Below are 14420 nucleotides of genomic sequence, written 5' to 3'. Positions count from 1 at the left end.
ATATCCTTAATCAAACTGCTTAAATAATAGCGTGCTGTATCAGCGACTTTTTCAGTGCAGATTGCTCTACCAGTCGCATGCCATGATTACGCAGACGCCTTAACAACGGGTGCTCCGTGGCAAACAGCAACTGCAAACCATGCGTCAATCCCTGCAACGATACCATATCCGTCTTGCGCGACCGCTCGTAGTGACGCAAAAGGTGAAGATCACCCCATCCCTGCAAAGCATGCCGCCTGGTCAGAGTCTGCATCAGGGAAATCACATCACGAAAGCCCAGATTGACTCCCTGCCCGGCGAGTGGATGCACCTGATGTGCGGCATCCCCCACCAGCGCCAGATGCGGTGCTACCAGCGCATGCGATGTCTGCTTGACCAGCGGGAAAGCAGCTGCAGGCGTAATGAGCCGCAAGGCCCCCAACACATGCTGACCGGCTTCAGCCACGCAGGCTTCAAGGGCTGCCGCATCCAGAGCAAGCAATTCCTTTGCCCTCTCCGTGGACCAGACAATCGAAATGCGGTTCCCGGGTAAAGGCAGCCAGGCGAGAATTCCATCCTTGTTCAGCCATTGCCGCGCGATATTGCCATGCGGCAATGCCGTTTCAAAATTCGCCACCAGCCCCTGCTGAGCATACACATGCTTATCGCTGCTTATCCCCGCCTGCTGACGCACCCAGGAAGCGCCGCCATCGGCTGCCACCAGCAAGTCGGCATTGATTCTCTCACCGTTTTTCAAGGTCAACGTAGCCGCTTCGTCACTCAAAGAGGCACTCCGACATACGACCTCAAAACGCAGATCCACGGCAGCGTCGTCCAGGGTTTCCAGCAAGGCTTGCTGCAGCGCAGCGTTTTCAACAATAAAGCCCAGCTGTGGGGTGCTGATATCTTCAGCAGCAAATTGCAACTGATCTTCGGCGCTATCGCCCCAGACCATCATGCGATCAATGGGGCAAATACGTTGCGATGGGATACGCGACCACGCGCCAAGCTTATCCAGCCAGGCCGCATTTCCTGGCGTAATGGCATAGATACGGCTATCCCAGCCATCCGGGTTAGCCAGCGCTGGCCGCGCTGAACGATCCAGCAAGACGGCCTGCATGCCCTGGCGCGTAGCAGCCAGCGCTGTTGCCAAACCGACCAGGCCACCACCAACCACCACCATCTCCGTTCGCTTCATCATCCACGGCTCCCAAAACTCATCTTGCGTACCAGCTTGTGTTTTACAAACGGCACAACATCAAGCAAGCCCAGGCCCATCCCCCGCATGCGGTTGAGCCCGACGATCTCATTGGAAAACAGGTTGACCAGAAAATCGGTAAACAGCAAACCGCGCTTGGTGTCGGTTTTGCGGCTGGCACTGTAGGCCTTGAACATGTCCGGACTCCCCCATGCCGCAGGGGATGTTTCGGCAATCTTTCTGGCGAGCTCCCAGGCATCGCGCAGCCCCACATTGAAACCCTGCCCAGCCACGGGATGCATGGTCTGAGCGGCATTGCCGATCACCACCAGATGCGGCGCGGTAACCGGATCAAGGTAGGAAAGTTTAAGCGGAAAGCTCATGCGCTTTTCCACCTGTAGAAATCGTCCTACGCGATCGCCAAAATGCTCATGCAACTGCTGCAGGAAGACATCATCCGGCAACTCAAGCAAAGCATGGACGGCGGCCGCCTCCCCGGTCCATACCAGTGAAAAATCCCGCGGCCCATTAGGCAGCAATGCGACCGGGCCATCCGGCGTGAATCGCTCATAGGCAATATTGTCATGGGCCAACTCAGCACGCACCTTGGTGACCAGTGCATCATGTCCATAATGCTTGGTTTCGCGCTTCAGTCCAAGTATATCGCCCAGGCTACGCCCCCCATCAGCGAGCACAACCAGCTTGCCAGTCAAGGTATGCGTGACGCCATGCTGCCGGTAGATCACCTCGCCATGCTCAGCGGATGGCGTAATGGTCAGCACCTCGGCCTCATGGCGGATATCGGTCTCGTTGTCCTGCTGCAGGGCGTAATCAAGAACCCGGGTCAGATGGCCATAGGAAAGCACATACCCCAGTGCTGACTGGCCGTGCTCTTCCGCCCGCAAACGTGAGCGGCCCAGGCTGCCACGTTGGGAAATATGAATCGTGTTGATAGCAGTGGCCTGCTCTGCGAGCTGGCCCCACAAGCCGAGCTTTTCCAGTATCACCCGCGTGCCATAGGATAGTGCCAGCGCACGCTGATCCGCATGCGCAGCACCTGGCGCGCGTGCCTCCAGCAAGGTGGCGCGCAGCCCCTGCTGCCGCAGGGTCAGTGCCAGAGTAGCGCCAACCGGGCCGCCGCCTACGATAATGATATCGGACTGATCGCTCATGATGTCCTCATCAGTTCTTCAATCGCAGCCACCGTCTTGGGCGCAGCTTCGGTAATGATGTCGCAGCCCTCAGCCGTCACCAACGCATCATCTTCAATGCGGATGCCGATGTTCCAGAAGGCCTCCGGCACACCCTCGGCCGGGCGAATGTAACATCCAGGCTCTACCGTCAGCATCATGCCCGGCTGCAATGTGCGCCATTCGCCATCGCACTTGTACTCCCCGGCATCATGCACATCGAGGCCCAGCCAATGACCGGTGCGATGCATGTAAAACTGGCGATAATCGCCTGACTCCAGCACCGCATCCACCGTGCCGCGGCACAGGCCCAGATCAATAAAGCCTTGCGCCAATACCTTGAGCGCGGCTTCATGCGGCGCGTTCCAATGCGATTGCGGGTTGACCTGGGCGATGGCGGCGTATTGCGCCGCCAGCACCAGTTCGTAAACATCCTTCTGCGCGGCACTGAACCGGCCATTGACCGGAAAGGTACGTGTAATGTCCGAAGCATAACCATCCAGCTCGCAGCCCGCGTCGATCAACAACAGATCGCCGTCGTTGAGCGGCGCATTGTTGGCGATGTAATGCAGTACGCAGGCATTTGCTCCGCCTGCCACGATGGAGGTATACGCCGGATACTGGCTGCCATGGCGATAAAAAGTGTGCAGCAACTCGGCTTCAATTTCGTATTCATGCTTGCCGGGTTTGGTGGCCTGCATGGCACGCGCATGCGCCTCTGCGGAGATCACCGCGGCGCGGCGCATGGTGGCAATCTCCTGCGGCGACTTGATAAGCCGCATCTCATCCAGCAAGGCTCTCACATCGCGAATCGCAGCCGGCGCGCTGACCCCAGCCCGGCCCTGACTGCGCAATTGATTGATCCATCCTGTCACACGTTGATCCCAGGCCGCATCGGCGCCCAGGCTGAAGTAAAGCTCTGGCTGATTGGCGAGCAAGGCCAGGATGCGGGTATCCAGTTCGCTGATGGAATACGCTTCGTCGACACCAAACTCCGCCAGCGCACCGGCAGGACCATGCCGGAAACCATCCCATATCTCGCGCTCCATATCCTTGTCGCGGCAGAACAGGATGCTTTTGGGGCTGTCGCCCGCAATCACCACAATCACAGCCTCGGGCTCGGTAAAAGCCGTCAGGTAGTAAAAATAGCTGTCATAGCGGTAGGGATAATGAGTGTCCCGATTGCGCAAGGCCTCGGCCGCGGTGGGAATAATGGCGATGCCCTGCCCCATGCGACTGGCAAGGGTGGCACGTCGGGATTGCAAATGCGGTATATCTAGCATGGCATAACCTTAAGCATGTGACTCATTCAGATAAGCATCCAGCTGGGCCAGCTGGGCGGGCGTGCCGATATTGTCCCAAACGCCCGAAAAATGCCGGCCAGCCAGTCGCCCGCTGGAAATCGCTGCCTTGAACAGAGGCAACATGGGCATGCTCGTCCCGGCGGGTACGCTGGCAAAAAAAGCGGGCTGAAAAACACCAATATTGGCATAGGTCAGTTTGGGATTGCCATCCAGCTGAATGAAACCATTGACCAGACCAAAATCCCCAGCAGCATGCCAGGATGGATTGTCCACCATCCACAGACTGGCCAGTGCAGCATCTCCTTCTGCCAGCACACCTTCACTTAACTGCCGGTAATCCGCTTCGACATAAATATCGCCACTGATCACCAGAAAGGGCGCATCGCCCAGCAAAGGCAAGGCCGCCGCGACACCGCCTGCGGTTTCCAGCGCCTCGGCTTCACGCGAGTATTCTATCGACAGGCCCCAGGCGTTGCCGTTCCCCAGTGTCCGCTCAATTTGCTCGCCCAGATAGGCATGATTAATGACAACCTCGGAAAAACCTGCCGCGGCCAGATGTTCGAGATGATGAACGATAAGAGGCTTGCCACCTGCTTTCAATAATGGCTTGGGGGTATGGTCAGTCAGCGGGCGCATACGGGAGCCCCGCCCTGCAGCCAGAATCATGGCACGCATCAGAAGGTTAGGCCCTGCTGCGGCGCAACATCATGCAACTGATCAAGCAGGCGCCACATGGGACGCAACTCGGTATAGCGGGCACAAACCCGGCGCAAATATTCCAGCACCAGTGGCATATCCTTGAGATAGCCATCCTTGCCATCACGGTAATTCAGGCGGGCAAAAATCCCCAGCACCTTGATGTGGCGCTGCGCCCCCATGAACTCAAAATCACGATAAAACTCGGAAAAATCCCGTGGCACTGGCAAACCAGCATCGCGCGCAGATTGCCAGTAGCGCACTGTCCAATCCAGCACCTGCTCTTCTTCCCAGGCAATGTAAGCATCCTTGAACAGGGAAACCAGATCATAGGTGACCGGACCATAAACAGCATCCTGAAAATCGAGTACGCCGGGGTTAGGCTCGCACAGCATCAGGTTGCGGGCATGGTAATCACGATGCACATACACTTGGCCCTGGGACAAGGCGTTTTCAGTGAGGATGGCAAATGTGCGCTCCAGCACCGCCTGCTGTTTTGCATCCAGCGCAATATTCAGGTGGCGCTTGACATACCAATCAGGAAAAAGATGCATCTCCCGCATCAGCAAGGCTTCGTCGTAAAGAGGGAGAACACCTGGGCGACTGGCGCGCTGCAAGGCCACCAGTGCCTGGGAGGCATCATGATACAAGGCGCCGGCACTGTCTGCCGTCAGCACTTGCAGATAGGTGGTATCACCAAGGTCACTCAGCAACAAATACCCCTGCTCCAGATCCTGTGCCAATATTTTCGGCACATTAAGGCCGGCATCCAGCAATAGTTTGGCAACATCGACAAATGGTCGGCAATCCTCCTGCGGTGGCGGCGCATCCATCGCAATCAGCGTACGGTCTGCCAGATGCACTCGAAAATAACGCCGGAAGCTGGCATCCGCCGAAGCGGTGGTCAGTTGATAAGAGGCATGGTCAAGGACCTGGTCCAGCCATGCCTGCAATTGGGTCAATCGCATGGGATAAAGATTTCCTGACAAAATTAACACTTGTGGCAACGCCTGCAAATGCTTGCGTGACGCGGTTTTCACGCTATCAGCGACAAAGATATGCATTGCCTAAAAATTGAATTTATGCGATTTTATCACCCTATAACAAAGTCTCACCCACACTTTTTGCGTAGCCCAACCACAGTGAAAATCCGCCGACTACCATTTGCCGTAGCCTTCATTTGCCTCAACTACAGTTCAGTCCAAGCCGCAGAGCCATCCGAACTCGAGCAAATGGGCAGCGCTCCGTTGCAGACTGTGGGCGTCAACAGCCAGCCAGGCGAAGTGACCATTGAAGGCGACAAGCTGCAGATGAATCTGGGGCGCAAAATGAAAGCCACTGGCAACGCCTCGCTACATCAGGAAGGTCAAGATGTGTACGGCGATGTGATTGAGTACGATGAGCAAAACGAGGCCCTGCATGTACTGGGAAATGCGCGCATCGAGTCGGGCGGCGGCATCGTCACCGGCCCCGAGCTTCGCATGCAATTGCATGAAAACATAGGGGAAATGCGCGACGCCTCATTCAAGCTCAATAACCAGTTTACAGGTGTACCACTGGCAGGCGCCGCCAATCTTGGCACGACCAAGACCTTTGCTGACCCAAATGAAGTCATCACCGATAACAACTCACAGATCAGCTCGCAAAACATAGACGACAAATCCACCAGCTCACCAGGTTTTCAGAAAAAAGTAGGGGCTTCGCGTGGCGATGCTTCGGCCATTTTCTTTGAAGGCCAGGATAAAAAACGCCTCACGGATGCTCGCTACACCACCTGCGAAGTGGGTCGCGATGACTGGTATATCAAAGCCAGCGAGCTCGAACTGGATGACTATACCAAGACGGCCACGGCGCGCAATGCGCGGGTGGAGTTTTTGGATACCCCAATTCTGTATACGCCATGGATCAGCTTCTCCTTCCTGAACCAGCGTAAAACCGGCTTGCTGTCGCCCACCTTTGGCACGACATCCCGCAGTGGTTTCGAGTTGCTGACCCCGTTCTACTGGAATATCGCGCCCAATATGGATGCCACCCTGGCCACCCGCTACCTGGGTACGCGCGGGTTGCAATATCAGGGCGAATTCCGCTACCTGGGTGAATCCTACTCCGGCATTAATAATGTGGAGTATCTGCCCAGCGACGCCAGCACAGGCGATACGCGTTACTACGCTCGACTCAAGCATGACCAGCAGCTCGGAAATGGCTGGTCTGCAGGATATAACGTGGAAAAAGTATCGGATGACAAATACTTTTCGGAAATGTCCACGCGCATCACGATCACCAGCCGGGTAAATCTGCCGCAAGGTGGGTATGTTCGATATGCGGATGATGTCTGGAAATTCGACGGTATTGTTCAGAAATATCAGACGCTGGAATCCACTAGCAGTACCAGCAGCAGTGCAAGTACACGCTCCTACCCATACGAACGCCTGCCGCAACTGACCCTGACGGGTAATGATGACATTGGTCCGTTTAACACCAATTTGTACACACAGTGGTCAAGCTTCGATCGTGACTCATCCAAAACCAGAATAAATCTGGCCGCGGATAATCAGAATTTGTTTACCCAGGTCACAGGCAATCGCTATACGGCCTACCCCAGCATCAGCCTGCCCATGGCAAAACCGTATGGCTACATCACGCCAAAACTGGGCGTGCACTACACCAGCTACAGCCTGAATAACAATACGGACTGGCGGATTGAAACCGATGACGGGGTCACAACACAGACGGGCACCTTCCGCTCTACTAACCGCACCCTGCCCATCGCCAGCCTGGATAGCGGACTGTACTTTGACCGGCAAATGCGCGTGGTAAACAACAGCTACACCCAGACGCTTGAACCACGCCTTTACTATGTCTATATCCCCTATCGCGACCAGTCCATGATTCCGGTGTTCGACTCCGCCGAATCAGACCTCAGCATGAACACGATTTTCCTTGAGAATCAGTTTACGGGCGGTGATCGCATCAACAACGCCAACCAGCTGACGCTGGCAGTCACCTCCCGTATGCTCGACAATCGGACGGGCGAACAGCGCCTGGCCGCGACCATTGGTCAGCGTTTTTACTTTGCTGACCAGAAAGTCGGCATCCCCGGAGCCAATCTGCGCACAGGCGATTCTTCGGATATTGTGACAGCGCTCACCGCCAAACTGCTCAACAAGTGGAGCCTGGATACGGCATGGCAGTTCAATACTGACCGCAGCCGCACCACCAAGGCCAACATCGGCGCCCGTTACAATCCCGAGCCCGGCAAAGTGCTGAATATCGGCTACCGTTATACCGAAGAGCGTCTGGAGCAGGTCAACCTTTCCAGCCAATGGCCCTTGGGCAATGGCTGGTATGGCTTGGGCCGCTGGAACTACTCCCTGCGTGAAGACCGCCCGATTGAAGGCCTGGCGGGTCTTGAATATAACGCAGGCTGCTGGCAAGCCCGTACGGTATTGCAACGCGTATCTACCGCCACTGCCAACGCCAACTACGCTTTCTTTATCCAGCTGGAACTTGGCGGGCTCGCCTCTATTGGTTCCAATCCGTTAACCCTGCTAAACCGGGGTATTCCTGGCTATACCAGCACAGGCTTGATCTCCGACACCGTTCAGCAACAACCATCCTCCTATGAGTAATATGACCATTAAAAACTGCCTGATGGCAGGCTTGTTCCTGTGGGTTGGCGCCCTGTTTCCACATGTTGCCATCGCTGCACAGGAAGGCTCTGTCAACAAGATTGACCGTATCGTGGCCGTCGTCGACCAGGGTGTCATCACCGAAAAAGAGTTAAACGACCGCATTGAAATCGTCAGTGCGCAACTGGAAAAGCAAGGCAACCAGTTACCACCTCGCAATGTGCTGGAAAAACAGATACTGGAGCGCCTGATCAACGACCGGCTGCAACTTCAATATGCCGCACAGACCGGCCTGCGCGTAGACGATGACCAGTTGGACAAGACCATCATGCGTATCGCCGAGCAAAACAAGATGGGCGTGCCTGAGTTCAAGGAAGCCCTGGCGGCCGAAGGCATTGTCTACAAGAAATTCCGCGAAGACATCCGCAATGAAATCCTGCTGGCCCGCTTGCGCGAGCGTGAAGTGGACAACCGCGTCAATGTGACCGAATCCGAGGTGGACAACTTCCTGACCACGCAATCCTCTCGCCAGGATTCGTCGGATGAATATGAAATCTCCCACATCCTCATCCGCGCACCGGAAGATGGATCGCCCGAGGACCTCAAGCGCCTGCGCGAGAAGGCAGAAGATGCCCTGAAGAAACTGCAGGCCGGTGAAGACTTCGGCCAGGTATCTGCCCGCGTCTCCGATGCGCCCAATGCACTCGAAGGTGGCAAGCTGGGATGGAAAACCGCAGCGCAGGTACCCGCCTTGTTTCTGGAAGCACTTAAGCCCATGCAGGTCGGCCAGTTATCCGGCATTCTGCGCAGCCCTAATGGCTTCCATATTCTGAAGCTCACCGACCGCCGCGGCGGCAATACCTCCACCATGGTGCAGCAAACGCACACCCGCCACATCCTGATCAAGACCAGCGAAGTGCTGTCGGAAACAGAAGCCAAGCGCAAGATTGATGGCATCAAGCAGCTCATTGATAACGGTGAGGATTTTGGTGAGGCGGCAAAACGGTATTCCAACGACGGCTCGGCAGCCAATGGTGGCGACCTTGGCTGGGTTAACCCGGGTGACACCGTTCCACAATTTGAAAAAGCCATGAATGCCTTGCAGCCAGGCCAGATCAGTGACGCCGTGCGTTCGCCTTTTGGCTGGCACCTGATTCAAGTGCTGGAACGCCGCAACCAGGACATGACACGTGAAGCGGAACGCATGAAAGCGCGTCAGGAAATCCGTCAGCGCAAAGCCGATGAAGCTTATCAGGACTGGGTGCGCGAACTGCGTGACCGTGCCTATGTCGAGCTGCGCCTGGAAGACAAATATTAAGCAGTGGACAGGCGCTTACCCCATATAGCCATTACTGCGGGCGAGCCAGCCGGCATAGGTCCGGATTTGTGTGTGATGCTGGCCAGTCAGCCGCTGGCCGCGTGCGTCACCGTCATTGCGGACCGCGATCTGCTCACGGCACGCGCGCAACAACTGAGCTTGCCCCTTACGATCACCTCCAACGAAACGTCCCCTTCCCTGCACCGGGGCAATGGTGAGCTGCGGGTGCACCATACCCCGCTAACCGCCCCGGCCATCGCAGGCACACTGGATGCGCGCAACAGCGCCTATGTACTGCGCACGCTCGAGATCGCCCTGCAAGGCTGCGCCAATGGCGCTTTCAACGCCATGGTCACCGCCCCCGTGCATAAAGGGGTGATCAACGATGCAGGCATTGCCTTTACCGGCCACACCGAGTTTCTGGCAGAAAAAACCGGCACCGCGCAAGTGGTGATGATGCTGGTAGGCGGCGGCATGCGCGTGGCGCTGGCCACCACCCACTTACCCCTCACGGCGGTCAGTGCCGCCATTACACGCCGCAGCCTGGAAACCACGCTGCGCATCCTGCATCACGACCTGATCCATAAATTCGGCATCGCCCAGCCGCGCATTCTGGTGGCAGGGCTGAATCCGCACGCCGGTGAAGGTGGTTATCTCGGCGATGAAGAAATCACCACGATTACCCCCGTGCTGGATCAGCTGCGCAGCGAAGGCATGCTGCTGCAAGGTCCGCTACCGGCGGATACCCTGTTTGCCCCCCATCATCTGCAGCACGGCGATGCGGTACTGGCGATGTATCACGACCAGGGCCTGCCCGTACTCAAACACGCCAGCTTCGGCGGCGGCGTTAACGTCACGCTGGGGCTGCCCATCCTCCGTACTTCGGTAGACCATGGCACCGCACTCGACCTTGCCGGCACGGGCAAAGCCAACGCTGGCAGCCTGCTGGCCGCCATCCAGCTTGCCATTGAACTCTCACAGAAAACATCCGCTTCCGCATGAAACATGTAGCAAAAAAACGCTTCGGCCAGAACTTTCTCACCGACCAGGCCATCATCACCAGCCTGGTCAATGCCATCGCCCCGCAACCGAATGACCTCATGGTCGAAATCGGCCCCGGTCTTGGCGCCCTGACTCAGCCCTTGCTACAACGGCTGGAAAACCTGCACGTGGTGGAAATTGACCGCGACATCATCGCCTGGATGGAAAAGCACTACGCCCCCGGCAAAGTCACCATCCACAACATGGATGCGCTGAAGTTTGATTTCGCCAGCATCGCTCCCCGGCTACGCGTGGTGGGCAACCTGCCATACAACATTTCCACGCCGATTCTGTTTCATCTGCTGGACAATGTGGATCACATCATCGACATGCACTTCATGCTGCAAAAGGAAGTGGTCGAGCGCATGGTCGCCGAGCCGTCGAGCGCGGCTTATGGGCGATTGTCGGTCATGCTGCAATACCATTTGCACATGGAATATCTGTTCACCGTGCCGCCGGAAGCCTTTGACCCGGCCCCCAAGGTGGAATCCGCCTTTGTACGCTGCGTGCCGCATACCGAGCTGCCATTTCCAGCCAAGGATTACGCACTGTTTTCTCGCGTGGTGGCGACCGCATTCGGCCAGCGCCGCAAGACCCTGCGCAATACACTCAAGGGTCTGCTGGATGACGCAGGCTTTGAAGCGCTGGGCATCGATTCGCAGTGGCGCGCAGAAAATCTGCCGCTCTCGGCATTTGTCAGCATCGCCAACTACCTCGTTTGATATAATCGCGGTTTCGATTCCGCACTCAGTACAAAAAAGGAACCTCACGTGAGACTGATACTTCTTGGCGCTCCCGGCGCCGGTAAAGGCACCCAGGCCAATTTCATCAAGGAAAAATTCAATATTCCGCAAATTTCCACCGGTGACATGCTGCGCGCAGCAGTCAAGGCAGGCACGCAACTGGGTCTGGAAGCCAAGAAATTCATGGATGCAGGCGGTCTGGTGCCGGATGAAGTCATCATCGGGCTGGTCAAGGAACGCATCAAGGATGACGACTGCAAGGCCGGTTTCCTGTTTGATGGCTTTCCACGCACCATTCCGCAAGCCGAAGCCATGAAGCAAGCAGGTGTTGGCATCGATTACGTCGTGGAAATCGACGTGCCAGACGAAGCGATTGTCGAGCGCATGAGCGGACGCCGCTCACACCCGGCTTCCGGCCGTACCTATCACGTCAAATTCAACCCGCCCAAGGTCGAAGGCAAGGACGACATCACCGGCGAAGATCTGGTGCAGCGTGAAGATGACAAGGAAGAAACCGTGCAAAAGCGTCTGCAGGTTTACCATGAGCAGACCGAACAACTGATCGGCTACTACTCCGACTGGTCAAAGTCTGGCACCGGCGGCGCACCACAATACGTCAAGGTGAATGGCCTGGGCGACATGAACAAGATCCGCGACAGCATTTTTGATGCCTTGAAGTAAGCTGTTTACTGCATCTTGCGTTTCAGCAAAAAGCCCGCTTGCGCGGGCTTTTTTTCATGGCGCATGCAAGCGCATGTTTTTACGCCGCAGTCTGACATGGCCTACGGCTTCAAGGTATAATTTTAGCTTTATAAATCATTACAAAAGCCCACGTCCTCATGCAGCAGCAGTATCCTTTCCGCGAAATTGAACAACAGGCCCAGCAATACTGGGAAACCCATCAGACATTTGCCGCCAGCGAGCAAAGCGACAAGCCAAAATACTATTGCCTGTCGATGTTCCCTTACCCCAGCGGCCGCCTGCACATGGGCCATGTGCGCAACTACACGATTGGTGACGTATTAAGCCGTTTTCACCGCATGAAAGGCTTTAACGTCATGCAGCCCATGGGCTGGGATGCCTTCGGCCTGCCCGCAGAAAATGCCGCGATCAAAAACAATGTGGCGCCGGCTGGCTGGACCTATAGCAATATCGAGCACATGAAAACCCAGCTGAAATCGCTGGGGCTGGGCATAGACTGGCAGCGCGAGATCGCCACCTGCAAGCCGGAATACTACCGCTGGGAACAATGGCTGTTTACCGAGTTGTTCAAGAAAGGCCTGATCTACAAAAAGACCGCCACCGTGAACTGGGATCCGGTCGACCAGACCGTGCTGGCCAATGAGCAGGTGATTGATGGTCGTGGCTGGCGTTCAGGCGCGATTGTTGAGAAGCGCGACATCCCGCAATATTTCATGAAGATCACCGCCTACGCCGATGAGCTGCTGGCGGACCTCGACAAACTGGAGGGCTGGCCCGAGCAGGTCAAGACCATGCAGCGCAACTGGATAGGCAAGAGCTACGGCTGTGAAGTCGAGTTCCCGATTCTGGATGCGGCAGGCAACGCCACCGCAGACACCCTCAAGGTGTACACCACCCGTCCGGATACGCTAATGGGCGCCACCTATGTGGCGGTTGCCGCCGAGCACGCACTGGCTACCCAGGCAGCGGCCAACAACCCTGCCCTGCAAGCCTTTATTGCTGAATGCAAGATGGGCAGCGTGGCCGAAGCCGACCTTGCTACTGCCGAGAAAAAAGGCATGGCGACTGGCCTGTTTGTAGCCCACCCGCTGACCGGTGAAAAGCTGCCGGTGTGGATCGCCAACTATGTGCTGATCAGCTACGGCGAAGGCGCGGTGATGGCCGTGCCTGCGCACGATGAGCGGGACTTCGAGTTTGCTGGCAAATATGAGCTGCCGGTGAAAGCCGTGATTCGCCCCGTCGACGACGAGCTCAGCCTGCCATTGACCGCCGCTTATACCGAACACGGCATCCTGTTTGAATCGGGTGAGTTTGACGGACTGGATTTCGATGGCGCATCTGCCGCCATTGCCGCCGCCCTCAGTGCCAAAAACCTCGGCAAGCGCCGCACGCAATACCGCCTGCGCGACTGGGGCATTTCACGTCAGCGCTACTGGGGTTGCCCTATCCCCATCATCCACTGCGAAAGCTGTGGCGAAGTCCCCGTGCCCGCCGAGCAACTGCCGGTGGTTCTGCCAGAAGACGTGGTGATGGATGGCGTCGGTTCGCCGATCAAGAAAGACCCGGGCTTCTACGAAACCACCTGCCCGACTTGTGGCGGCAAGGCCACACGCGAAACCGACACGCTGGATACTTTCTTCGAATCCTCATGGTATTACGCCCGTTACGCCAGCTTTGATGCGGACAAGGCCATGGTCGACGAGCGTGCCAACTACTGGCTGCCGGTGGATCAATACATAGGCGGGATTGAGCATGCCATTCTGCATCTGCTTTATGCGCGCTTCTTCAACAAGCTGATGCGCGATGTCGGCCTGCTCAAGAACGACGAGCCATTCAACAAGCTGCTGACGCAAGGCATGGTGCTGAAAGATGGCAGCAAGATGTCGAAGTCCAAGGGCAACACGGTGGATCCGCAAGCCCTGATTGAGCAATACGGCGCCGATACCGCCCGCCTGTTCATGATGTTTGCCGCCCCTCCCGAGCAAAGCCTGGAGTGGTCAGACGCAGGCGTGGAAGGCGCGCACCGCTTCCTGAAGCGCGTGTGGGCGGCCGTGGCTACCCATGTGGAACAAGGCGTAGTGTCGGCATATACCGCCGCCGCATCGACTGGCGAACTGAACGCAGAATTGAAAACCCTGCGCCGCCAGCTGCACCTGACCATTGAAAAAATCAGCGATGATTATGGTCGCCGTCATGCCTTCAACACGGCGATTGCCGCCGTGATGGAGCTGATGAATGCCTATGCCAAGCTGGAAGGGCAAGATGATGTGACCCGCAGTGTGCGCCAGGAGGTGCTGGAACACGCCATCCTGTTGCTGTCGCCGATTGTGCCGCATATCAGCCAAGCCTTGTGGAGCGAGCTTCGCCCGGGTAGCCAGATTATGGATGCTGCATGGCCGGTGGCCGATCAGGCTGCCTTGGTGCAGGATGACATCACGCTGGTCTTGCAGGTGAATGGCAAGCTGCGCGGCAACATGACCGTGCCAAAAACGCTGGACAAAGCCAGCATCGAGCAACTGGCGCTGCAACATGAGAGCTTGCAAAAACATCTGGCCGAAGGCACTGTACGCAAGATCATTGTGGTACCGAACAAACTCGTCAACATTGTAGTGGGATAGTC

11 protein-coding genes are annotated in these 14420 nt (G+C 56.7%); 6 read left to right on the top strand and 5 right to left on the bottom strand.

Features of this window, described 5'->3' with window-relative positions; genetic code table 11:
• Window positions 1-19: 19 nt before the first annotated feature.
• The 5 genes from LG203_RS01955 to LG203_RS01935 are packed head-to-tail and all read right to left on the bottom strand — an operon-like array spanning window position 20 to window position 5335.
• Window positions 20-1180, bottom strand: a complete 1161-nt coding sequence (locus LG203_RS01955) for an FAD-dependent monooxygenase (RefSeq protein ID WP_230344259.1) — start codon at window positions 1178-1180, stop codon at window positions 20-22.
• A complete protein-coding gene (locus LG203_RS01950) occupies window positions 1177-2349 on the bottom strand; it encodes an FAD-dependent oxidoreductase (protein ID WP_230344258.1) in 1173 nt (390 codons plus the stop codon). Before LG203_RS01950 ends, LG203_RS01955 begins: the two co-directional genes overlap by 4 nt.
• Complete coding sequence (locus LG203_RS01945) at window positions 2346-3650, bottom strand: aminopeptidase P N-terminal domain-containing protein (RefSeq protein ID WP_230344257.1); 1305 nt, start codon at window positions 3648-3650, stop codon at window positions 2346-2348. Before LG203_RS01945 ends, LG203_RS01950 begins: the two co-directional genes overlap by 4 nt.
• A gap of 9 nt (window positions 3651-3659) precedes the next feature.
• Window positions 3660-4346, bottom strand: a complete 687-nt coding sequence (murU, locus tag LG203_RS01940) for an N-acetylmuramate alpha-1-phosphate uridylyltransferase MurU (RefSeq protein WP_230344256.1) — start codon at window positions 4344-4346, stop codon at window positions 3660-3662.
• A complete protein-coding gene (locus LG203_RS01935; protein ID WP_230344255.1) occupies window positions 4346-5335 on the bottom strand; it encodes an aminoglycoside phosphotransferase family protein in 990 nt (329 codons plus the stop codon). The genes murU and LG203_RS01935 overlap by 1 nt, the downstream gene beginning before the upstream one ends.
• Before the next feature lie 264 nt (window positions 5336-5599).
• Between LG203_RS01935 and LG203_RS01930 the strand changes: the two genes are divergently transcribed.
• The 6 genes from LG203_RS01930 (at window position 5600) to leuS (ending at window position 14418) form a co-directional block, all read left to right on the top strand.
• Complete coding sequence (locus tag LG203_RS01930; protein WP_230344254.1) at window positions 5600-7996, top strand: LPS-assembly protein LptD; 2397 nt, start codon at window positions 5600-5602, stop codon at window positions 7994-7996.
• 1 nt (window position 7997) lies between these two features.
• On the top strand, window positions 7998-9314 hold the full coding sequence (locus LG203_RS01925) for a peptidylprolyl isomerase (RefSeq protein WP_230344253.1): 1317 nt from the start codon (window positions 7998-8000) through the stop codon (window positions 9312-9314).
• Between the two features lie 75 nt (window positions 9315-9389).
• Entirely contained in the window at window positions 9390-10316 is a 927-nt protein-coding gene (gene pdxA, locus LG203_RS01920; protein ID WP_230344307.1) for a 4-hydroxythreonine-4-phosphate dehydrogenase PdxA, read from the top strand.
• Window positions 10313-11077, top strand: coding sequence for a 16S rRNA (adenine(1518)-N(6)/adenine(1519)-N(6))-dimethyltransferase RsmA (gene rsmA / locus LG203_RS01915; RefSeq protein ID WP_230344252.1), 765 nt, complete (start codon window positions 10313-10315; stop codon window positions 11075-11077). Before pdxA ends, rsmA begins: the two co-directional genes overlap by 4 nt.
• A gap of 48 nt (window positions 11078-11125) precedes the next feature.
• A complete protein-coding gene (adk, locus tag LG203_RS01910; protein ID WP_230344251.1) occupies window positions 11126-11779 on the top strand; it encodes an adenylate kinase in 654 nt (217 codons plus the stop codon).
• 158 nt (window positions 11780-11937) lie between these two features.
• Window positions 11938-14418 (top strand): leucine--tRNA ligase, encoded by a 2481-nt coding sequence (gene leuS, locus LG203_RS01905; protein ID WP_230344250.1) that lies wholly within the window; start codon window positions 11938-11940, stop codon window positions 14416-14418.
• Window positions 14419-14420: the final 2 nt, after the last annotated feature.

The sequence above is a fragment of the Methylovorus mays genome (assembly GCF_020531915.1).
Taxonomy (GTDB): domain Bacteria; phylum Pseudomonadota; class Gammaproteobacteria; order Burkholderiales; family Methylophilaceae; genus Methylovorus; species Methylovorus mays.
Note: the sequence above shows the minus strand (reverse complement) of the source record. Positions and strands in the feature narration are given on the sequence as shown.

Excerpts from the sequence above, each read along its gene's own strand:
- LG203_RS01955 (WP_230344259.1), bottom strand. The coding sequence starts at position 1,180 with ATGATGAAGCGAACGGAGATGGTGGTGGTTGGTGGTGGCCTGGTCGGT.
- LG203_RS01950 (WP_230344258.1), bottom strand. The coding sequence starts at position 2,349 with ATGAGCGATCAGTCCGATATCATTATCGTAGGCGGCGGCCCGGTTGGC.
- LG203_RS01945 (WP_230344257.1), bottom strand. The coding sequence starts at position 3,650 with ATGCTAGATATACCGCATTTGCAATCCCGACGTGCCACCCTTGCCAGT.
- murU (WP_230344256.1), bottom strand. The coding sequence starts at position 4,346 with ATGCGTGCCATGATTCTGGCTGCAGGGCGGGGCTCCCGTATGCGCCCG.
- LG203_RS01935 (WP_230344255.1), bottom strand. The coding sequence starts at position 5,335 with ATGCGATTGACCCAATTGCAGGCATGGCTGGACCAGGTCCTTGACCAT.
- LG203_RS01930 (WP_230344254.1), top strand. The coding sequence starts at position 5,600 with ATGGGCAGCGCTCCGTTGCAGACTGTGGGCGTCAACAGCCAGCCAGGC.
- LG203_RS01925 (WP_230344253.1), top strand. The coding sequence starts at position 7,998 with ATGACCATTAAAAACTGCCTGATGGCAGGCTTGTTCCTGTGGGTTGGC.
- pdxA (WP_230344307.1), top strand. The coding sequence starts at position 9,390 with ATGCTGGCCAGTCAGCCGCTGGCCGCGTGCGTCACCGTCATTGCGGAC.
- rsmA (WP_230344252.1), top strand. The coding sequence starts at position 10,313 with ATGAAACATGTAGCAAAAAAACGCTTCGGCCAGAACTTTCTCACCGAC.
- leuS (WP_230344250.1), top strand. The coding sequence starts at position 11,938 with ATGCAGCAGCAGTATCCTTTCCGCGAAATTGAACAACAGGCCCAGCAA.